This is a genomic window from Microcoleus sp. B4-C1 (assembly GCF_036705285.1).
GTDB lineage: Bacteria > Cyanobacteriota > Cyanobacteriia > Cyanobacteriales > Microcoleaceae > Microcoleus.
The window spans coordinates 1-22,316 of sequence record NZ_JAUBUC010000100.1 but is presented as its reverse complement, the minus strand read 5'-3'; the positions used below and the strand labels follow the sequence as shown (position 1 = coordinate 22,316).

Annotated in this window: 16 protein-coding genes, 1 tRNA gene and 2 pseudogenes; 13 read left to right on the top strand and 6 right to left on the bottom strand. The window is 46.8% G+C overall.

Features of this window, described 5'->3' with window-relative positions:
• Nucleotides 1-201: 201 nt before the first annotated feature.
• Nucleotides 202-1,350, bottom strand: coding sequence for a GTP-binding protein (locus tag QUB26_RS27120; protein ID WP_333240795.1), 1,149 nt, complete (start codon nt 1,348-1,350; stop codon nt 202-204).
• Between the two features lie 455 nt (nt 1,351-1,805).
• Nucleotides 1,806-2,207, bottom strand: coding sequence for a fasciclin domain-containing protein (locus tag QUB26_RS27115; protein ID WP_333053794.1), 402 nt, complete (start codon nt 2,205-2,207; stop codon nt 1,806-1,808).
• A gap of 422 nt (nt 2,208-2,629) precedes the next feature.
• On the opposite strand from QUB26_RS27115, the gene QUB26_RS27110 reads away from it, so the two are divergent.
• From QUB26_RS27110 to QUB26_RS27085, 6 genes are all read left to right on the top strand, one after another.
• Nucleotides 2,630-3,667 carry an aldo/keto reductase gene (locus QUB26_RS27110; protein ID WP_333240791.1) on the top strand — a complete coding sequence of 346 codons (1,038 nt, stop codon included), beginning with the start codon at nt 2,630-2,632 and terminating at the stop codon, nt 3,665-3,667.
• 836 nt (nt 3,668-4,503) lie between these two features.
• Nucleotides 4,504-5,805: a glycosyltransferase family 1 protein gene (locus QUB26_RS27105; protein ID WP_333240788.1), complete on the top strand. Its 1,302-nt coding sequence runs from the start codon at nt 4,504-4,506 to the stop codon at nt 5,803-5,805.
• A 123-nt stretch (nt 5,806-5,928) separates the two neighbouring features.
• Nucleotides 5,929-7,170, top strand: coding sequence for a UDP-galactopyranose mutase (gene glf, locus QUB26_RS27100; RefSeq protein ID WP_333240784.1), 1,242 nt, complete (start codon nt 5,929-5,931; stop codon nt 7,168-7,170).
• Nucleotides 7,171-7,278: 108 nt separating this feature from the next.
• Nucleotides 7,279-7,635, top strand: a complete 357-nt coding sequence (locus tag QUB26_RS27095) for an STAS domain-containing protein (RefSeq protein WP_333240781.1) — start codon at nt 7,279-7,281, stop codon at nt 7,633-7,635.
• 200 nt (nt 7,636-7,835) lie between these two features.
• Entirely contained in the window at nt 7,836-9,719 is a 1,884-nt protein-coding gene (locus tag QUB26_RS27090; RefSeq protein WP_333240778.1) for a glycoside hydrolase family 2 TIM barrel-domain containing protein, read from the top strand.
• Between the two features lie 283 nt (nt 9,720-10,002).
• A complete protein-coding gene (locus tag QUB26_RS27085; RefSeq protein WP_333302999.1) occupies nt 10,003-11,121 on the top strand; it encodes a beta-glucosidase in 1,119 nt (372 codons plus the stop codon).
• A gap of 93 nt (nt 11,122-11,214) precedes the next feature.
• Here QUB26_RS27085 and QUB26_RS27080 read toward each other — a convergent pair whose 3' ends face one another.
• Entirely contained in the window at nt 11,215-12,660 is a 1,446-nt protein-coding gene (locus QUB26_RS27080; protein ID WP_333320439.1) for a hypothetical protein, read from the bottom strand.
• Between the two features lie 64 nt (nt 12,661-12,724).
• Nucleotides 12,725-13,576 (bottom strand): hypothetical protein, encoded by an 852-nt coding sequence (locus QUB26_RS27075; protein ID WP_333320437.1) that lies wholly within the window; start codon nt 13,574-13,576, stop codon nt 12,725-12,727.
• A gap of 222 nt (nt 13,577-13,798) precedes the next feature.
• Between QUB26_RS27075 and QUB26_RS27070 the strand changes: the two genes are divergently transcribed.
• Nucleotides 13,799-14,290, top strand: a complete 492-nt coding sequence (locus tag QUB26_RS27070) for a helix-turn-helix domain-containing protein (RefSeq protein WP_333320435.1) — start codon at nt 13,799-13,801, stop codon at nt 14,288-14,290.
• A 62-nt stretch (nt 14,291-14,352) separates the two neighbouring features.
• The gene (locus QUB26_RS27065; RefSeq protein ID WP_333291291.1) at nt 14,353-14,496 is read left to right on the top strand and encodes a hypothetical protein; all 144 of its coding nucleotides are present in this window, start codon (nt 14,353-14,355) and stop codon (nt 14,494-14,496) included.
• Nucleotides 14,497-14,528: 32 nt separating this feature from the next.
• On the opposite strand, the gene QUB26_RS27060 is transcribed toward QUB26_RS27065, so the two are convergent.
• Nucleotides 14,529-14,601: transfer RNA gene (locus QUB26_RS27060), tRNA-Glu, on the bottom strand.
• 87 nt (nt 14,602-14,688) lie between these two features.
• Nucleotides 14,689-15,735, bottom strand: coding sequence for a M42 family peptidase (locus tag QUB26_RS27055; RefSeq protein WP_333320433.1), 1,047 nt, complete (start codon nt 15,733-15,735; stop codon nt 14,689-14,691).
• Nucleotides 15,736-15,913: 178 nt separating this feature from the next.
• Here QUB26_RS27055 and QUB26_RS27050 point away from each other — a divergent pair, with 178 nt between their 5' ends.
• The 5 genes and pseudogenes from QUB26_RS27050 (at nt 15,914) to QUB26_RS27030 (ending at nt 22,142) form a co-directional block, all read left to right on the top strand.
• Nucleotides 15,914-16,288 (top strand): hypothetical protein, encoded by a 375-nt coding sequence (locus QUB26_RS27050; RefSeq protein ID WP_333157049.1) that lies wholly within the window; start codon nt 15,914-15,916, stop codon nt 16,286-16,288.
• Between the two features lie 221 nt (nt 16,289-16,509).
• Nucleotides 16,510-17,076, top strand: a pseudogene (iscB, locus tag QUB26_RS27045) (RNA-guided endonuclease IscB); the annotation flags it as partial.
• A gap of 603 nt (nt 17,077-17,679) precedes the next feature.
• Nucleotides 17,680-19,422, top strand: a complete 1,743-nt coding sequence (gene ltrA, locus QUB26_RS27040; RefSeq protein ID WP_333293186.1) for a group II intron reverse transcriptase/maturase — start codon at nt 17,680-17,682, stop codon at nt 19,420-19,422.
• A 130-nt stretch (nt 19,423-19,552) separates the two neighbouring features.
• Nucleotides 19,553-20,257: pseudogene (locus tag QUB26_RS27035) on the top strand (HNH endonuclease); the annotation flags it as partial.
• 166 nt (nt 20,258-20,423) lie between these two features.
• Nucleotides 20,424-22,142 (top strand): ATP-binding protein, encoded by a 1,719-nt coding sequence (locus tag QUB26_RS27030; protein ID WP_333247027.1) that lies wholly within the window; start codon nt 20,424-20,426, stop codon nt 22,140-22,142.
• Nucleotides 22,143-22,316: the final 174 nt, after the last annotated feature.

Sequence of the window (22,316 nt, the reverse complement as noted above, 5' to 3'; positions counted from 1 at the left end):
CGTCCTTTTTGGACGGGCGGGACGCCCATCCCACAATAACAATTAAAATTGTAAGTTATTTAATTCGCGATCCTTACTCGTTACCAGGCTCTGGCCTGGTAACGCAGATCCAGAGGCTCTGCCTCCTATCTTCCTAAGTACCAGAGAGGCAGAGCCTCGCTTACATCGGTTCCCAGGCTCTAGCCTGGGAACCAGTAACCTTTAGTTTTTCCCAAAACCTTTGCCGCGATTGATTGAAGGCATACAAAGACAGTTTTCGAGTTGCGATCGCAAAGTCTCGGTATCCAAACCCTGACCGATGAGAACAAGCTGGTTTTTGCGATCGCCTTTCCACTCGTCGTCGTCCATCGTAAATCGCTTGCCGCTCAAGTGAAAAATATGCCGTTTGGGACTTTCTTCAAACCACATAATTCCTTTCGCGCGAAACACATTTGTTGGCATTTGTTTGTCTAAGAAATATTGAAATTTTCTCAGAGAAAACGGCTTGTCACTCAGGAAAGAAATTGAGGTAAATCCGTCATTTTCTAAATGGTCGGAGTGGTCGTGATGGCTGTGGTCGTGATGGCTGTGGTCGTGATGGTCGTGATGGCTGTGGTCGTGATGGTCGTGATGGCTGTGGTCGTGATGTTCGTGATGTTCGTGATGTTCGTGATGTTCGTGGTCGTGACTGCTAGGAGTTTCTTCAGATTGGAAATATTTGTCCGATTCAAACAATCCGACGCTGAGGACAAGCGGTAGGGGAACTTGCGATTTTACTGTTCGCAGAATTCGAGCACCTTCTTTGACATCCCGAATCTTAACTTCCAACAAATCTAAATCTGCTTCTTCAACCAAATCAGTTTTGTTGAGGATAATTATATCGCCGTAAGCTATTTGACTGTAAGCTGCTTGAGAGTTGAATAAATCTAAGCTGTAGTTGGCTGCGTCTACTACTGTAACTATCGAATCGAGACGAGTCAGGTCGCGCAGTTCTGTTCCTAAAAAAGTCATTGCTACTGGCAGCGGGTCGGCGAGTCCGGTTGTTTCGACTACCAGATAATCGAGATTTTCTTGACGTTCCAGAACTTTGTAAACTGCATTAACTAAATCTTCATTAATAGTGCAGCAAATGCAGCCGTTGTTCAGCTCAACCATGTTGTCGTCGGTGGTGACAATCAGTTCGTTGTCGATGCCGATTTCGCCAAATTCATTTACCAAAACTGCTGTTTTCAAACCCTGCTGGTTGGTCAGGATGTGGTTGAGCAGGGTTGTTTTGCCGCTGCCGAGAAATCCTGTAATGATGGTAACGGGTAAGCCGTGTTTGGGAGCGTCCATCGCCGGTTCTGTCTCGGACTGAGTTGTAGATTGCATAGCTTGAATGTCAAATAATGTCGATCGCACTTTCTTTGTGGCTCTTATTGTATCTTAATTAGGACAAGGCCTGGTAAACCCAGTTTCTCGGAGAAATGTTGGGTTTGGTGGCATGGTATCTACGCATCAACCGGGAATCAGCCCGAAAGTGCAAAATAAGTGGGCCGCTAATTATCGGCAATTGTTAACGCGATCGCACTTTTTTATTTTTTTGATAATTTTTTTTCCAGAGTACCTGTGGGAGTTAGCCTGCAACCAGTTTTCCCGGTAAACTCAGCAGCGACAAATTTGGGACAGACTCAAGCCCAGTGCGATCGGCCAATTCCCGCTAATCTATAATAGTTTTAATTATCGAGCTGCGTAAAATATTTAAATCTCAACTATCAACGAAAACAGGGCGGTGGCTAACAACAGCCACCGCCCTCAAGATAGTATTGGGCTATCTAAATCTGTGCTTACGCAGGAAGCAAGACTGAATCAATAATATGGATGACACCATTATCAGCAGCAACATCGGCTGTTGTAACGGTAGAATCATTGATTTTGACGCCATTGGAAGCATCAATTTTAACTTCTGAACCTTCAACTGTCTTGGCAGATTTCAGCTTGACCACATCAGCGGCCATAACTTTGCCAGAAACGACATGATAAGTCAAGATTTTTGTCAGCTTAGGAATGTCCTTAAGCAGTGCTTCTACAGTACCTGCGGGAAGCTTAGCAAAAGCTTCGTCTGTAGGGGCGAAAACTGTGAAGGGGCCAGCGCCTTTAAGAGTATCTACTAAACCAGCGGCTTGGACGGCAGCAACTAGGGTAGTAAAAGAGCCTGCCGAAACGGCGGTATCAACGATGTCAGCCAAGTGAGTCACCTAGTTTTTGTAATCTGTAAATCACTATAACGCTAAAAAGTTAATTTAGCTACAGATATTTTTTCTCGTTCAGTTTGGTTTTCTTATATAAAATAGAACATTTTTTTATATATAACTCATGTCAGTAAATACCTACCTAAAGGTAGATTATAATTTACCGATTTTACTGTATTTTAATTTAGAAATGTAATCCTAAATACATTGGTAAGCCGATCGCCCCTGCGCGCTGTTTAAACTAAACGCAGGGGCGAGACAGCATCGCCCCTGCTACGAAATTTTGATTGACTTGGCAAAACACTCAACATTCAGCGCAGCGCTAACAGATTACAAAAGCCCGCCACCCCGACTGATGGCAACAGTTTGGGAAATCCCGATCTAAACTGTTAACAACCATTAACTAGCGGAAGGGTGACATGAGATACAAACTATTAGGTCACAGCGGACTTCGCGTTTCCGAAATCTGCCTCGGAACCATGACTTTTGGGGAAGAGTGGGGCTGGGGGAGCTCATACGACGAAAGCCGGAAAATGTTCGACGCCTTTGCAGAAGCGGGCGGCAATTTCATTGATACCGCGAATCTCTACACCAACGGTACTAGCGAAAAATATGTCGGTGAGTTCATCGCAGCCGATCGCGAAAAATGGGTAGTTGCCACTAAGTATAGCCTCAACATGAAGAATGGCGAAATCAATGGTTTCGGCAACCACCGCAAAAATATGGTGCAAGCAGTAGAGGCAAGTTTGAAGCGATTGCAAGTTGAATACATAGATTTGCTGTGGCTGCACGCTTGGGATTTTACCACACCCGTCGAAGAAGTAATGCGCGCTTTTGACGATTTAGTACGCGCCGGCAAAGTTCTTTACATCGGCATTTCCGATACGCCGGCTTGGATTATTTCTCAAGCAAATACGATCGCCCACCTGCGCGGTTGGACACCATTTATCGGCTTGCAAATCGAGTATTCTTTAAAAGAACGAACTCCTGAACGGGACTTGATCCCTATGGCAAAAGCCTTTGATATTGGCGTCACAGCTTGGAGTCCCTTAGCAGCCGGTTTACTGACAGGAAAATACAACACTTCAGAAACAGCCAGCGAAGCTAAACGGCTGAATTCATCTGAATCGGGAAAAATTAACGAACGAGACCTCAAAATTGCTGACGAACTTAGCAAAATAGCAGCCGAAATTGGGAAACCTGCTTCTCAAGTAGCGCTAAATTGGCTGATCCAACAGCCAGTCGAAGTTATTCCGATTGTGGGTTCGCGCAAACTCTCGCAACTTCAGGAAAATCTGGCTTGTTTGGAGTTCAAATTAACCCCCGAACAAATGCAGCAGTTAGACAAAGTAAGTGCAATTGAATTGGGTTTTCCTCACGATTTCTTAAAGAGTTCGACGGTGCAAGATTTTGCCTTTGGAGGGGGAATCGCCAAAATTGACAGCCGCCGACTGTAAAGTTGGTGCTATTTTCTAGTCGCGGGTTTACGTGGATATTTGGCTTTTGATTGCAGATATCGGCGAACCCGCCCTTAGAGGGATGATTGACATTTGTGCTGTGGACACAAGGTTAAACTGACGCCCACAGCCCAAATGTCATCATCTTGGTTTCTTGCTACATACTCGCACAAAATCTTAGGTTTGTCGTTGCCATTACCTGTTTTCTTTGATATTGTTGAGATAGGTGATATTATGTGAGTTTAACCCCACTGCATAAACTGTCAATTGTTAATCTATCGGAAGTCATAAATCTCTGGCGCAACTTGGTATATAAGGATACAAATTTCCCAAATTAGCGATCGGATGAGTTAAAAAAAAGCAAGGTTTGTCAAATCAAAAAGCAACATAAACTTGATGGCAAATTTTCTCTCATCTTCAAATAAAGCAATCAAACTCGCTCTTTTTTCACCCCGTACCTGCCAGTTAAGAGTCATTTTACAAGGTCGATCGGCATTTTAAAGGCTTTTGAACCCAGCATGCAAGGTAGGTGTCTCCTGAGATAAAAGTCATCCTTCAGATAGAAGTTAGGGCAGAAAAACTGGGTTACATTTAACAACAATAGCAAGTCTAACAATAATAACTTATCTCTAAGTTTCAATTTTGAAAAAAGCAGATAAGCCTGTTTTTTCCGCAGCTAAACAGTTTCTTTGTTTGGCTCACTGAATGCGGCGCTTGCTCGTCAATAAAAGTTCTCAGATTTATGCTTGCGACTTTCAGTAAGACCCTGCTGAGAAATATATCCTCTTGACCAATTTTAACTGACAAATTTTCATTGACAAATTCCAGAGGCTAATATGTCGCCCCCAGAAAACTCAGTAAACAATAATTATAGCAATAAAGATCGAGCATGGGAGATCCGATTTACCTCTATAGATCCAGCAAAATCCCCCTCTCAATTCGCTGCATCGCCCGCAGTGCGAGCCAACTTATCAAACACTGAGGCTTTAGATGCACCAGATTTAGTTTGCCTGTCTCATTTGCGGTGGAATTTTGTCTATCAGCGTCCGCAACATCTATTGAGCCGCTGTGCCAAAAAACGTCGCGTATTCTTTGTAGAAGAACCTGTGTTTAGCGCGGCTACAGATTGGTGGCTTGATGTCAGCATCCACGAAAGCGGAGTCTGGGTAATAGTACCGCACCTGAGCGAAGGAACCAGCGAAGCAACAGCACAAACTGCTCAGCAAGCCATGCTAGATGATTTGTTTCGAGCGGCAGAAATTAGCCAGTACATTCTGTGGTATTACACACCAATGGCTGTCAGTTTCACAAGCCACTTAAAGCCGCTAGCTGTAGTCTACGACTGCATGGATGAACTGTCAGCATTCCAAGGCGCGCACCCGGATTTAAAAGCCAATGAAAACCAATTATTAAAGCGGGCCAGCGTAGTATTTACCGGGGGACACAACCTTTACGAAGCCAAACAGCACCAGCACCCAAACATTCACCCCTTCCCCAGCAGCATCGAAAAAGAACACTTTGCGACAGCCAGGAACCTTTCAGAAGAACCGGCGGATCAAAAAGACATTCCTCACCCGCGTTTGGGATTTTATGGCGTCATCGACGAACGCATGGATATCGAACTGCTGGCGGGCATGGCCCAAGCAAGGCCGGACTGGCATTTAGTCATCATTGGCCCGGTGGTGAAAATCGATCCGGCAACTCTGCCAACTCACCCAAATATCCACTATCTTGGTGGCAAATCTTATCAAGAATTGCCAGCCTATCTTGGCGGATGGGATATCGCCATGTTGCCTTTTGCGATTAACGAATCGACTAAATTTATTAGTCCCACGAAAACTCCAGAATACCTCGCTGCCGGCAAACCGGTGATTTCTACTCCTATCCGCGACGTGGTGCGGCCATACGGAGAAAACGGCTTGGTTCGGATTGCTAGCAATTCTGAAGAATTCGTTGCTTGTGCCGAAGAAATCTTCAGCGAAACTTCGGACGTTCGCACCAAGTGGCTGAGCGAAGTAGACGCCTTTTTAGCAGACAATTCTTGGGACAATACCTGGGGCGAAATGCTGGGGTTGATCGAAAGTGCGATCGACGATAAAAAACAGAAAGCCGAAGGCAGGATGAAAGTTTTAAGTTAGGAATGTTGAGGTTGAAGTTAAAGAGTTACACTTTACGGATTCAAAAACTAACACTCCACCCTCCCCGCTGTATGTCCAATTACCAATTATTCCTTACCCTTACCCACAATCAGAGGTGTTTCAATGTTTGACTATTTAATCGTCGGAGCCGGATTTGCAGGTAGCGTCATTGCCGAAAGACTAGCAAATGAGGCCGGAAAAACAGTCCTGATAATTGATACCCGCAACCACATCGGCGGCAACGCATACGATCACTACGACAACCACGGCATCCTGGTACACAAATACGGCCCCCACATTTTTCACACCAATTCGCGCCCTGTTTTCGAGTATCTTTCGCGTTTCACCGAGTGGCGCCCCTACGAACACCGCGTCCTCGCCAGCGTTGACGGTCAACTGCTGCCAATTCCCATCAATCTCAACACCGTCAACCAGCTTTACGGACTGAATCTCACCTCATTTGAAGTAGAAGATTTCTTCGCGAAAGTAGCAGAACCAAAAGATTACATTCGCACTTCCGAAGATGTCGTTGTCAGCAAAGTCGGCCGCGAACTTTACGAGAAATTCTTCCGCAACTACACCCGCAAACAGTGGGGCATGGACCCCTCGGAACTTGACAAGTCAGTGATCGCCCGCGTTCCCACTCGCATTAACCGGGACGATCGCTATTTTACCGATACCTATCAAGCAATGCCCCTGCACGGCTACACTCGGATGTTTGAAAAGATGCTTTCTCACCCAAACATCAAGGTGATGCTGAATACCGACTACCGGGAGATTGAGGGTTTTATCCCTTACGGAGAAATGATTTACACCGGGCCTGTCGATTCCTATTTCAATTATTGCTACGGCAAACTGCCTTACCGTTCCTTGGAATTTAAGCACGAAACGCTGAACGTACCTGTACACCAAGAAGCACCGGTGGTAAATTACCCCAACGAGCATTTATATACTCGCTGCACCGAGTTTAAATACCTCACCGGACAAGAGCATCTAAAAACTAGCATTGTCTACGAATATCCCCAAGCTGAGGGAGACCCTTACTACCCGGTTCCGCGTCCGGAAAATGCCGAAATTTACAAGAAATATAAGGCTTTGGCTGATGCAACTCCGGGAGTTTCTTTCGTGGGAAGGCTGGCGACTTACAGGTATTACAACATGGATCAAGTGGTCGCTCAAGCTCTGACAACTTACACACAAATTACTACCAAGCCCATGATTGAATTGGTAGAAAATGTTAACGGTTCTGCCTCTAATGTCAGCTCATCCCATGGAGTCGCCCATCGCCCAACCACAACTTCTCTAGAAGTCGCTGCTGTCAACAACGGCAACGGCAACGGCAACGGCAAATCTGCTAGCAAGTAGCTGGAAGCTGCGAGTTACGGGTAAAAAGGTAAGGTGCCCACACAGCACCTTACTTACTCGGTTTTCCTCAAAAGTTATTTAATAATTCAAACAAGCATTGAGGTAAAAATGAACGTTCTAGTGAAAATTGTTTTGTCTCATGAGGTTTTGGAAATTTCTCAATTTGCTCAGTTTCAGAAAGAAATACAGCGCCTCATTGAAAGCGGTGGCAAAATTCTGATGCTGGATTTCTCTAAAATCAATTTTCTGAAAAATTCCGAGTTAATGGCTGTAGTGGCGATCGTAAAATTAGTGAGAGACAGCCAATGTATACTTTTGATCTCTGCCATGAGCGAACAAGTTAGAATTCTATTTGAACTCACGGGACTACAGCAAATATTTCAGTGTTTGCCGTTTGCCGAAGAATTTTCTCTCAAAAGTGAGCTAACTGAACCGTTAGGAGGTTTGCCAAGTCTTGCTAGCTAGAGGGAGAGGGGGAGAGTGGGGGATAGGAAAAATCTTCCTGGTTTATTCTTTTTTCTTCTGACTAATGACTTCAGCACAAGAGAGCCTTCAGATGAGGCTGTTTTAATAGGCAGAACTTTTGCAAATTAATCAGCAAAAAACTTGTCAAAGTGGGGGTAATTGTAGCTAACCTATAAATATAACTTTGGGTAGATGTGCCGATGAGTTGGTTAGGTAGAGAACTAGAAAATTGCGAGATAGAAGAGTCTGCAACTCTTGATAGTAAGGTGACAGTTCAAGGACGCAAAACAGGTTATCCGCGCCCCCAACTGCGCCGGAGCAACTGGATTTGTCTCAATGGTAAGTGGAGATTTGCTTACGATGACGCGGGTCACTGCGTGCAGCCGATCGATATTTCGGAGTGGACTCACACTATAGAAGTGCCGTTTGCTCCAGAATCCGCAAAAAGCGGGATCGGCGACACGAATTTTCACGCCAACTGCTGGTATGAACGCGAATTTGACGTACCCCACACAGAAGGCAGAGTTCTCCTCCACTTTGGGGCCGTAGACTACCGCGCCCGCGTCTGGGTGAACGGTCAGTTTGTCATCGAACACGAAGGCGGACACACTCCTTTCACCGCAGACATTACAGCAATTGTGAACCTCAACGGGCCGCAGCGGGTGACAGTCTGGGCCCACGACGACCCCCAAGATTTGGAGCAACCGCGCGGCAAGCAAGACTGGCAAATAGAGCCCCACAGTATTTGGTATCCGCGCACGACCGGCATTTGGCAGACAGTCTGGGTAGAATTGGTGCCTCACACTTATATCGAGCGCATCCGCTGGACTCCCCAGTTTGAACGCTGGGAAATCGGTTTTGAAGCTTTTGTCGCGGGCGATCGCCAGTCGGGAATCCAGATTAAAGTTAAACTGTCGATCGGCTGTTTGCTGCTAGTCAACGACACCTACGAAGTCATCAACGGCGAAATCCACCGCCGCATCGCCCTCTCCGACCCTGGTATCGACGACTACCGCAACGAATTGCTGTGGAGTCCCGAAAAGCCTACGCTAATTAACGCTCAAGTGCAGTTGTGGGCCGACGGCAAACTCCTCGACGAGGTTAAATCTTATACCGCCATGCGGACGGTCAGCATCCAGCGCGATCGCTTCATGCTAAACGGCCGCCCCTACTATTTGCGACTGGTGCTCGACCAAGGTTACTGGCCCGACACCATGATGAGTGCCCCTTCCGACGAAGCTTTGCGCCACGATGTCGAATTAGTCAAAGCAATGGGTTTCAACGGCGTCCGCAAGCACCAAAAAATCGAAGACCCGCGATTTTTGTACTGGGCTGACGTGCTGGGGCTCTTAGTTTGGGAAGAAATGCCCAGCGCCTACCGCTTCACTCCCAAAGCCGTGCAACGGCTGACGCGGGAGTGGACGGAAGTCATCGAGCGCGACGGCAGCCACCCCTGTATCGTAGTCTGGGTGCCGTTCAACGAATCTTGGGGAGTTCCGAATTTAGTCGAAGCAGCAGCCCACCGCAACTACGTGCAAGCGCTGTATTTCTTGACAAAAACCCTCGATCCGACTCGCCCCGTCATCGGTAACGACGGCTGGGAAAGCATCGATACCGATATCCTGGCGATTCACGACTACGACAACAATCCGCAAACCCTAGCCAAGCGCTACGGGCCCGAAGTCCAGCTAGCGGATTTGTTCGATCGCGGGCGTCCCGGCGGGCGTATCCTCACCCTCGACGGCCACCCGCACCAAGGACAGCCGATGATGCTGACAGAATTCGGTGGCATAGCCTGCGCCGGTCGCGAAAATCCTGATTTTTACAGGGTTTGGGGCTACGTGCGCGCGTCCGACACGCAGGAACTGCAAAGGCGCTACAGCGCGCTGTTGAAGGTGGTAAACCGAGTGGAAATGTTCAGCGGATTTTGTTACACGCAGTTAACCGATACTTTCCAAGAAGCTAACGGTTTGTTGTATGCCGATCGCACTCCCAAGTTTCCTGTAGAGGTGATCGCGGCGGCAACTCTCGGCTGGGATATTCCCGAAGAAAGTTCACAGCCGCAAGCTATTAGTCAATGCTAATTGGCAAGAGGGCATGGGGCATTGGGCATTGGGAATTGGTGATGGGTAATTGGTAATTGGTAATTAGTAATTGCCCGCAGTTCCAAGTTATTGGATATAACAAGTCTCAAGGGCGCATCTGATTTTTGTAAATATATTCGTAGGGGCGAAGCATTCCAAAGTTAAGATGCACCCAGTCTCAATCATTTAATGAACCTCTTCTCATTACTCCATGCCCAATGCCCGATGCCCGATGCCCGATGCCCGATGCCCCATGCCCCATTACCCATTACCCATTCGATTGATGTTTCAAAGTTTTTTCATGGGCGGATTTGAATGTTCCACCCACAGAGTGCAATCTGGAAAACGCCTCGATGTCACAGCCGCCACCGGTCACGATAAATTTGCAGCAGCCGACTACCAACGCTTGCAGGAACAAGGGATTTACACAGTCCGCGAAGGCCTCCGCTGGCACTTAATTGAACAGTCGCCCGGAAAATACGATTTTTCCAGTTCCCTGCCAATTATCCGCGCCGCCCGCGACATGAAAATGCAGGTAATTTGGGATTTGTTTCACTACGGCTGGCCAGACGATATTGATATTTTCAGTCCCGAATTTGTGTCCAGGTTTGCAAGCATGGTGCGCGCTTTTATGGAGGTGCTAACTGAGGAAACAGACCAAACACCTTTCGTGACACCTGTCAATGAAATTTCATTTATTGCTTGGGCAGGCGGCGATGTCGCGTACATCAATCCGTTTGCAAAAGGGCGGGGAGACGAGCTCAAAATCCAGTTAATCAAAGCTGCGATCGCAGCGATAGAATCAGTTTGGGAGGTCAATTCCGGCACCCGGATCGTTCAAATCGACCCCACAATTAACATTATTGCCGATCCTGACAAACCGGAGGATCGGGACGCAGCGGAAGGTTATCGCTTATCTCAATATCAAGCTTGGGATATGTTGGCTGGACGTTTTCGCCCAGAACTCGGCGGTAAGGAAAAATATCTCGATATTATTGGGGTGAATTATTACGATCGCAATCAGTGGATTCACAATGAAGACCCGATGAAATACACCGATCCGCTGTACCGCCCGTTTCGTGAAATGCTGCAAGAAGTGTATGAGCGCTACCGCCGCCCCTTATTCGTAGCAGAAACGGGTACTGAAGACGAGTTTAGACCTGTCTGGTTTAATTATGTGTGCACTGAGGTAATGGCGGCGATGAAAGCAGGAGTTCCGATAGAGGGAATCTGCTTGTATCCGATTGTTAACCATCCGGGTTGGGATGACGACAGGCACTGTTACAATGGTTTGTGGGATTATTGCAATGAATCGGGCGATCGGGAAATTTACCAGCCTTTGGCGGATGAATTGCAGTTTCAAAGGCAGCAGATTGAACCGTTGCTGAAGTCGCAGAAGTGATAGCTGCGATCTAATTCTGTAGGGTGCGCTGCGGCGCACCTTATACTAAATCTGCATTAAAAATTCCCGATGATTTCCTAATATTTTATTCGATCAACTCAGCATAAAAGCGTCAAGCTCATCTAAATTGTGAATAATCTTGGAATCAGAAACGCCATAAGCTTCAGCTAATTCGATACTAGCTTGCAATCTCACTTCGAGGTTTAAGTTAGGATCAAAAGCTGCTTCTGCTAAATTACCTAGTCGTTCATAGGTAGCAAGAAGATTAGCAACGGCTGCCTTGTAAGCTCGGTCAATTTTAGCCAGGGACTGTTGATAATATTGTTCCACTTGTCGAGCAAGATGAGTATCTTGTCCCAATAACTGCTTGCAAAAACCAGTCACGATTCGACCCGCGATCGCACCAATGACAGCGCCAACAACAGGAATCGGAATCAAAGCTTGTCCGATAGTAGCTCCAGCAGCAACAATGGCTGAATCAGCACAAGCAAATAAACTTAATTCAACGAATTGATCGGCCGTAATTTCCCCTCGGTTCAAACTACCCACTAAACTAGCAACTTCCAAGCCTGCACTAACAAAAGCACCAGCTAAAGGTGCAGACATTTGGGTAAAATTGGTTAACCCATAAATAACTGTTGCCGATATACCACTAAGTGCAGCTCCTTTTGCGGTATCAATTCCAATTTCTTGCCAGTCTTCGGGGGTTAACTCACCCTTAAAAACGTTTTTACCTTGCTTATACTTAGCGTAAAGCTTAGTAGCAAATCGAATACTACCACCAATAACCGCGCCTTTAACAGCAACGTTACCAAAATCAGCCAGAGTAGGTTGAGCGTCGTAGCGTATCCCATCCTTAATTTCTTTGTGTTCTTGCTTTAATTCATGCTCTTTGCGGTCTAGGGTATCGTCAACTTTGCCTATTTGCACATCTTCATAGTTAGACGATCCAGCTTGAACAGTCTGACTGAAAGGACGACCCGACATCAGCTCTATTTCTTGAGCTTTTTCTTGTATTTTTTGAGCAGTACGACTTGTTATTCCCTCGACTTGTTGCCCTTTCAATATTTTATCAATAACTTCATATTGGTTTTTAGGGATGTGGTAATATGACCCATCTCTGCCAAAGTTTTCGTATTTCTTCATGTGGTCGAGAACGTGGTCTAAATTATTGCCAACCCCATTCACAAATTTAGACTGTACTTTAATACCATCAATTAAATAATCTTCCGGTGCTGTTCTACCCACTCCCTCAAAAGTAGCGCGAGTTTCAGAGGAGTTCAAAAGAGATTTTGCATTGCGAATACCAACTTCCACTTGCTCAGCTATTTCACCGTGTTTTGTGCTTGTGTTTCCCAGAATTTTTTCGGGACTACCTACAAAATCACGAACTTTATCAATCTCTCCGACCGCTGCAAAAAACGCTCGGTCTTGTTTACTGAGTTCCGTTGCAAGCTGTTCTGCATGGCGCAGATTTTCCTGGGCTACTATTGCAGCAACGAATTGAGTTGTCAGATGTCTATCTTCTCTGTTTTCCATGTTTAAAAAAATAGCAGCATTACTCCCTAATTGCTAGAGGATAATGCTGCACTCCAAATTATAATTACATTTTCAGGTCTACGGTCTTTTTAATAGACTCGCTCAGGGAAGTAATGGAATTGATTAAAGTCCCCAGCCTTTGTTTGAGAGCTTGGCTAAAATTCAGGTAATTCAAAGGTGCATTCTGCTTGAAGTATTGCAGTTCACTTTGAATCAAGTTAGCTAGTTTGACAGTTTCCCCCTCCAGAAGATTGACTTCTTTCTTGGTTATGTTGACTTTAGCTGTGTCACCTTCAATTTCAAGAGCGCGGTTGTTGGCTTCGTTCCCAATTTTCTCATTCTCGCTACTTGTCCAAAAAGCACTACCAGCCAAAGCTACACCACCAATCCCCCAGCCAATCGGCCCTGCTAGTGCCAGCAGTGCATTTCCAGCCACCATACCGCCACCACCCACAGTAAGAGCGCCACCTCCTAACCAGGCTAAAGCAGCATTAACGGCGGCTGCACCGGAAAGAGAAGCAATCGCAGTACCTGTTGAGGCTGTTCCAAAAGTTGTGGCAATTGCCATTGCTGCTGCTGGCCCAAAACAGGCAACTCCTGCTCCAGCCATGACTCCTGCACCACCTGCTGCTGCTACATTGCTGTTATGAGCCGCATAAATTAGATCCCAATCTTTGCCAGTAATTTCCTTGAGCTGAAACTTCAGTTTTGTAACGACTTTGCTAAACTCTTTTGGCGAGTTGGCCAACGTGTTAATGTAATTTTCGCATAGTTGGATAATCTCAACCCCACGATTAACTCGCGTTTGATAAAGACTTCCAGCGGCATTTTGTAAATACTCACAATCTATTTGGTACTTTTCTACTGCACGGCGCAGTTTCTCTTGTGCCTCTTTTTTGTATTCGTGGTTAAACATTTACGGGTAAATACCTAATTATGAGGAGTTTGTGTTGATAACTCTGTCCAGCAGATAACTCTACCGCGCAAGCAGTGAGCCTTCCCCCGATTCCAGGTGTAAAATTAATCACGATCCTGCTTTCCCTGATACTAATCTAACTAGCTTTAACAAAGAAACTAATAAGCATTAGGAATCGTGTTAGACTTTGATTATAAAAAATCCAGAAACCTATCCCCTGCAATGGCATCCTCTAACGATCGCTTCCCCGAAGCTGCCCGCGACTGGGACTTAGAAACTCTTTACACAGACCTAGCATCCGCCAAGGGAAAGCGGCTCACGCCCACAGAGAAACAACACCTACGGGGTCTACTCTGCGACTACAGTCCCGCCGAAATTGCCGAAAGACTCAGTAAAAACCCCAAGGGAATTGCGGTAGATTTCTGTAATACTTTATACCAATATGTAAAAAATCTTGTAGGTAAAGCTGATGAAAAGGTAGAAAACTGGAGGAAGATTTGTGAATGGCTGGAGGACGCAGGATATAAAACTCAGCCATCTCCCGAACCTGAATCAGGTGATTGTTTATCCGCAAAAATTATAATAAAAAAAGCAAATGTAGTTCTTGATAAAAATCAAATCATAGTTGATATAAACCTGCGAATCGTAGCTTCCTCACCTTCAGAAATTCCCATTATAGAAAAATTCGATATCAATGGCAATGGTGCAAACTAAGGAAAGTGCGATCGAACTGAGATGTTGCACCATTCTCAATTACTTGTTTATGAACAGGCAAGATGCCTGTTCCACAAGAAAATTCACTCTTTGTGGAACAGGCATCTTGCCTGTTCTTGAGAATGGTGCAAGATGTGCGATCAAATCAGCTTAATGTTAAACCGAATAGCAATAAGGGCGGGCAAAATGCCCACCCCACATACTAGATATCAGTTTGATATCAGACTTAAATTTTCAATACCCCCAGGGGAATTCGAATCCCCGTCGCATCCGTGAAAGGGATGTGTCCTAGGCCTCTAGACGATGGGGGCGCGTCGCTGCGTTTGCTTGTGTTCCGCACCTTTATTACCTTAACTAATCTTTCCCAATCTGTCAACTACTTTGCGAAACTTTTTTTTCTACTCGTCCCAAAGCTCGTCACAGTAGGCTTTGAGGATGGCGGCGCAATTGCCGATCGCCCCGAGATGAGCAATTTCAAAGCCGTGGGTGTTCTGGGTGGGGAAAGCCAAACAAGCGGCGCGGGCTACGTGGCCGAACTTCATGGCGATCGAAGCATCGCTCCCAAAACCGCTAATTACCGCCAACTGCACCTCTACATCGGCGGCTGCGGCGGCTGCGCGCAATTGGGCGTTCAATCCTTCATCGTAGACTCCGTAGCCGTCCTGAACCAGCAAAACCGGGTTTTCGCCGTCACGAATCGGGTATTCCGGCGCCAGAGGGCAAATTTCCAAAGCGATCAGCGCGTCCAACGGCTGGCGCTGGGTGAAATACAAAGCTCCGATCGCCCCAACCTCCTCCTTCGCCGACGCTACCAAATAAACATTCACCGCAGGCTCTTTCAAACACTCCGCCAGAGCCAGCAAAATCGCTACTGAAGCCTTGTTGTCCAGAGTGTAGCTCGCGATCCAATCCTTCAACCGCAGCGGGCGCTTGCGGTGCTTTCCCACCACCATCCGCGTGCCCGGTCGAATTCCGGCCTCGGCTAATTCCTCGGCGGTACACTTAGTTTCGATCCAGGCATTTTCCCACTTTAAAGAAACATCTTCCTGCTGAGCTTTCTGAGGAGATTCGTGAGAAACATGGCGGGAACCAAAGCTGAGAATGCCGCTAATTGTTTGCTTGTCTCCGAGCAAATCCACCACGCCTTCGCCGTAAACCCAAGGAAATGCGCCGCCCAATCTGCGGACTTCCACGCGGCCACTCTCGCCTATTGTTTTAACTAGGGCCCCAATTTCGTCTTTGTGGGCGGTAATGGCGATCGACTTTTCGGGATTGCGACCCTTAATTAGGGCGATGGCATTGTCCGCGCGATCGACCCAAGCATTCACTCCCAGGGCTGCGAATTTTTCCATCAACCGCTGGTTAATTTCCGATTCCGCACCGCTGGGTGAGTGCAGCATTACTAATTCTTCGATTGTTTGGAACAGGCGATCGAACTCTAACATTTTTTATTTTCGTTTTTAGGAGCGAATTTTGACGACATATATTAAAGCACATTTACCCACTATTTCCCGGCGGTACACTTAGTTTTTATTCAGGCATTTTCCCACTTGAAAGAAACATCTTCCTGCTGAGCTTTTTGAGGAACGTAGGAATGAAGCAATTGGAGGCAGCAAAGGGCGATTGAGTAACAAGATTCATGCGATCGCGTGGATGCGTTGGGCAATCCGTTGGAGTTTCACCTCACCCCCCGACAAACTGGTGACGCGAGCAGGAGGCGACCAACTGCAGCCATTACTGGTGGCGGATACACTGCTGGCTAACAAGGGCTATGATCCAGATCAGCGTGTGATTGACCGCCTCAATGCCGAGGGGAAGATCACCGTCATTTCACCTCGTCGCAATTGCAAGACCCTGGAAACTTACGATGCTCAATTGTACAAAGCCGGTCATTTGATTGAGAACTTTTTCCCCAAGCTCAAGCAGTATCAGGCAATCGCGACGCGCTGTCACCCTAGGGCGGTAAGGAACCCCACGCTTAAAAGCGGGGGCTTTTAGGAAGTCCGGCTCGTTCCGAGCGGTGCAAGAAAAAAGCCCGAACCTTACCAGAGACAGGATTAGACCTACGTTTCTTGAGTCACGACACCGGAAAATGCGACGCTAGTTTTCCGCTCTGTCGTCAAAAGTTAAACAGGATTACGGGGTTAAACCAGTGCTTTTGACATAACAAGCTCAGGAAACATTCTCGAAGCGAACATTACCCAGCAATGGAGGACTTGGTGTCTAATTTCGTTTTTGTAATTGATACCCATAAACGACCGCTCGATCCAATTCGCCCAGGACTGGCTCGTAAATTGCTAACCACTGGCAAAGCTGCTGTTTTTAAAAGGTATCCGTTCACAATAATTCTCAAAGCAGACGTTATAGGACCTCAAAAACCAATCATTCTTAAATTAGACCCTGGTTCCCAAACTACTGGAATCGCATTAGTGCAAGGAGAAAACATAATCTTTGGTGCAGAACTAGCTCACCGAGGACAAGCAATCAAAGCCAGTTTGGAGTCTCGCCGTTCACTGCGTAGAGGTAGAAGAAATCGCCATACCCGCTATCGTCCAGCGAGATTCCTAAATAGGGTTCGCCCTAAAGGGTGGCTAGCGCCAAGCTTACAACATCGTGTCGAAACAACCCTAACCTGGGTAAATAAATTGATGAAACTCGCTCCTATTGTCTCTATTGTTCAAGAACTTGTGCGGTTCGATTTACAGCAACTAGAAAACCCCGAAATTTCTGGAATTGAATACCAGCAAGGCGTTTTGTGTGGCTACGAGATCCGCGAATATTTGTTGAATGTGCGACCCGTTTCCGCGAAAACGGAAAGCCTAATGGCTTAAAGTGTAGGCGGAGTAAGGAGTCAGCCTTTCGTATGGGTTGAAACGAACCTTGACAACTTAACGACCTTGAGGGTGTAAGTCCCTCCCCACAGGTGCAGTGGTGAAAGCATTACCCCTATTTCTAGGCGTAGCAACCCTAGAGGTAAAGCGGGGCAAGAAGGAGGTAACTCGGCAACCTAACTGAGAATCCCTTCGAGCAGGAATCCATGAGCAGCGCAAGCGAAGATGTGTCTAAATCATCGTTAAGTATAACCAGTGAAATAGGTTGATCACACTGGGAGTCCCAAAAGGGCAAGGATAGGGAGTTGGCGGGTGTTTAACCGACCAACAAAGCATTTCCCATAAACCCGGTGAATAGCATCGCTCTAAAGATTCAATCAATGGTCGTTAGGAACGGGATAACCCCCATACATCTCTCAGGAAGGTCGATGCCTGAGTAGGTAGCTAGCCAGATGATGTACGGGGGCAGGATTGAATCACAAGCCAAAGCCTCGCTGTAATGGCGAGGATACGCTGACAGATTCACGATTGTTTGGAAATGAATAGGAACAAGTAGCAATGAATACGTCTAATACTGAGTCAATACAGACAAAAGTGGAATGGAAGGATATCAACTGGAAAAAAATACAGAGGATAGTCTTTAAGTTGCAAAAGCGCATATTCAAAGCCTCTCAACGTGGGGATGTCAAAGCAGTCCGTAGGCTTCAAAAGACTTTGATGAGGTCTTGGTCGGCTAAGGCACTAGCCGTTCGTCGGGTAACTCAGGATAATCGGGGCAAGAAGACGGCTGGAATAGATGGGATTAAGAGTTTAATCCCCAAACAAAGGCTAGAACTTGTACACCAACTGAGGTTAAACCAAAAGGCTAAACCTGTCAGGAGAGTCTGGATTGATAAACCTGGTAGAGACGAAAAACGCCCGTTAGGGATACCCACAATGAACGACAGAGCATCCCAAGCTCTGGTAAAAGCAGCCTTAGAGCCGGAATGGGAAGCAAAATTCGAGCCAAACAGCTACGGATTCCGACCAGGGCGGTCATGCCACGACGCAATCGAAGCAATATATGGAGCAATCAAGCAGAAGCCGAAATACGTGCTAGATGCCGACATTGCCAAATGCTTCGACCGAATAAACCATGAAGCGCTGCTAGAAAAATTAAATACATTCCCCACCTTCCGCCGTCAAATTCGGGCATGGTTGAAAGCGGGAGTGATTGACTGGAGCGAACACGCTAATCGCAATAAAAAGAAAGGGTTCAGTCAATCATCTGAGGGAACGCCGCAAGGCGGGGTTATATCGCCTTTGCTAGCAAACATCGCCCTCCACGGCTTGGAAAATCGGCTACTCCAATACGTTGAAACCGTAGATATGAAAAATAACTACGGCAGACAACAGAGCAAACGCTCTAAGCGAATGACCCTAACAGTAGTTCGCTATGCTGATGACTTTGTAATTCTACACAAAGATAAAGCCGTCGTCCAAAGATGTATGCAGATAACAGCAGAATGGCTCAGTGGCATTGGCTTGGAATTAAAACCCGAAAAAACCAGACTCTCACACACTCTAGTTGAAGAAGGAGGCAACATAGGGTTCGACTTCCTCGGATTTAATGTTAGACAGTTCGAGGTAGGGGAGTATGCGTCTAAGCAAGGATTTAAAACCATCATCACACCATCCAAGGAAAAGCTGAAAGTCCATCTATCTAAAGTAGGCGACCTAATCGATAAGCACAAAGGTTCATCGCGAGATGCCCTAATTGCAACACTAAACCCCGTGATAAGGGGCTGGTCGAACTATTACAAAACGGTTTGCAGCAAAGATATATTCCAACTTGCAGACCACATCATCTATCAGCAAATACGAGGATGGGCAATTTACCGTCATGAAAGCGCCGACAAGACTTGGACAACCAAGGGAAATAACAATTGGGTATTCGCCACCAAAAACGGCAAGCATTGTCTAGCCAAGCATGGCGATACTCCAATAACCAGACACACAAAGGTGAAGGGTGAAATAAGCCCTTATGACGGAGATTGGGTCTACTGGAGCAAGCGAAAAGGGGAATACCCTGAAACTCCCAAACAATTATCCGAGCTTATTAAAAAGCAAGATGGGAAGTGTTCGCACTGCGGTCTGTACTTCACGTCAGATAGTCTAATTGAAGTACATCACATAGATAGAAACAGAAGCAACAACAAGAAGACAAATCTGACAGCCGTACATAGACACTGCCACGACATTATTCACGCCAAATGGGAACCAAAAGAGTGGGAGATGAGAAGTGATGAATCTTATTTCTAACCCCCTAACCCTTAATGGGAAAGAGGTACGCATGACAAGCGCCAAACAGTCGAGGAGCCGGATGACGGGAAACTATCACGTCCGGTTTTGCATGGGAGTTCGGGGTAGCGATACCCCGTTCGACCCTAACAAATGGGACAGAAAGTGCGCCTATTGTGGAATTACGGATACACCGCTACAGGTCGAACACATTCATCCCAAAGCCAAAGGCGGATCTAACCGCGTTTCTAATCTTTGCCTTGCGTGCGATGCTTGCAATAAAAAGAAAGGCACTCAAGGTATTGAGCAATTCCTCTCTAAAAAGCCAGAGGTTTTGAAACGGATTCAATCTCAAGCAAAACGTCCATTAAAAGACGCGACAGCCGTTAATTCGACTCGTTGGGCACTGTTTAATCGACTTTGCATGACTGATTTGCCAGTTTCTACTGGCAGTGGCGGCTTGACAAAGTTCAACCGCACTCGATTGAATTTAGCTAAAACTCACTGGTTAGATGCAGCTTGTGTTGGAAAAGTCGAAGAATTAAAGGTGCTGACTTCTCAACCGCTGCTAATAAAAGCAGCAGGACACGGTACTCGACAAATGTGTGGCACAGATCGGTTTGGCTTTCCAACTCGCCATAAATCAAGAAAGCAAATCCATTTCGGCTTTCAAACTGGCGATCTTGTCAGCGCTACCGTCACCGCAGGCAAGAAAGTTGGTTCCTACGTGGGACGAATTCTTTGCCGTGCATCCGGCTCGTTCGACATCGCTACAGCGAAGGGAAGAATAGCAGGAATCAGCCATAAATATTGTCAACCTATTCACAAAAAAGATGGCTATTCCTATGGATTTTGATTCAAGGCGACTGAAGTTGCAGCCGTTTTCCTCCCCATGTCTAAAGCCCGGGGCTTCTCGCTCGTTTTCTGGTGAATCTTCCGGCGTGCGATTCTTCTGGCTGCTGCGGTCATCTGGTTGAATTGATGACACCCGCTAAATTAACTTGACAGTGCCGTAAACTTATATGCCTGACCTCTTGAGCACCTTCTTTTCTAATAATTTCATTCCTCACGGGCATTGTTACCTCTGGAAACCGGGGTTAGTCTGGCTGCACTTAACGTCCGATGCCTTGACTACCCTCGCTTATTACTCGGTGGCGTTTGCCATTGTTTACTTTACGAATGAGCGTAAGGATCTGCCTGCTCACACCGTGATGCTGCTGGTGGGTTTCTTTTTTATCTTTGCCTTATGTGGCACGACGCACCTAATGGGAATAGTGACACTTTGGCACCCCATTTATTGGGTTTCAGGACTGATCAAAGCTGTCACTGGTGTTTGGTCTTTCTATACGTTCACTTTTTTACTGATTCCCTTAATTCCAGTGGCACTCGATACGCCCAGTCCAGCTCAACTTGCCCTTACAAACCAGGAACTAGAAAATAGTCGCCGCCGTATCCAGGCGATTAATGTGGAGCTAGAGCAACGGGTGCAGGAACGCACTGCCCAACTGGAAGCGTCTAATCGCACCAAAGACGAATTATTGAAGCGTGAACAAGTAATTCGGGCAGAGGCAGAGGCCGCCAACCGTGCCAAGGATGAGTTTCTCTCGATTCTTTCTCATGAACTCAGAACTCCTCTCAACGCGATCTTAGGATGGTCAACGATGTTACGGCAAAAAAACCTGAGTGAGGATAAGGTGGCGCGGGCTTTGGAGACGATCGAGCGCAACGCAAAGTCTCAAGCCCAGCTCATCGAAGACATCCTCGATGTTTCTCGCATCATCACAGGTAAACTGCGCCTCCGAGTCCGGCCTGTCAACCTCGTGCCGGTGATTGAATCGGCGATTGAGTCTGTACAATTGGCTGCTGAGGCAAAGTCTATTCGCCTGCAAAGCGTGCTCGATTCTGAAGCTGGCCCGCTCTTGGGTGATGCCGATAGGTTGCAGCAAGTTGTGTGGAATCTACTTTCTAATGCCCTCAAATTTACCCCTAAAGACGGGCGAGTCCAGATTCGTTTGCAGCGGGTTAATTCCCATGTTGAAATTACTGTCAGCGACACTGGAGCAGGCATCAGCTCGGACTTTCTACCGTTTGTCTTCGATCGCTTCAGCCAGCACGACAGCACGACTACTCGCAGTTATGGGGGGTTGGGTTTAGGGTTAGCCATTGTGCGTCAATTAGTTGAATTACATGGCGGGACTGTAACGGTAGTGAGTCCAGGGATAGGACAGGGGACGACTTTTACAGTCAAACTGCCCGTGATGATTATCCATCTACCACCGAGCGATCCAGAGCCATTAAACTCGATCGTCGAGGCCAATGGGACGTTTCAGGCCTCGCCCACCCTTGAAGGCTTACAAATCTTAGTGGTAGAGGACGAGGCTGACGCCCTAGAGTTGCTGAGCACAATTCTGGAAAAGTATGGTGCTCATGTCATGGCTGTGGCTTCGGTAAAGGAGGCTTTGAGCATTATCGAAACCGCAACGGATCGCAGCCCCGATGTTTTAGTGAGCGATATTGGGATGCCGGATGAGGATGGCTACTCCCTGATCCGCAAGTTGCGTCAACTTGAAGCCCAGCGGGGCGGTAGGCTACCCGCGATCGCGCTGACGGCTTATGCCCGGAATGACGATCGTCAGCAGGCACTATTAGCAGGTTTTCAGATGCATTTGACCAAACCCGTAGATGCTGCCGAGTTAGTGGCGGTGGTGGCCAGCCTCACCGGACGTACAAGCAGGTGCTAAAACCCAGGTGTTCAAGAACAAATGTTGCGTTTGAGAATAATGGGCTTTTTGTCAGCAGCACAAACCTCTGTTAACTTGATTCAGGCAACAAGTCTACTGTATTGCAAAACTTCGTTAAGCTTATAAGCAGTGGTAAGCGATGATGGTATTATGTAGTCAGGAAGTCAACATGAA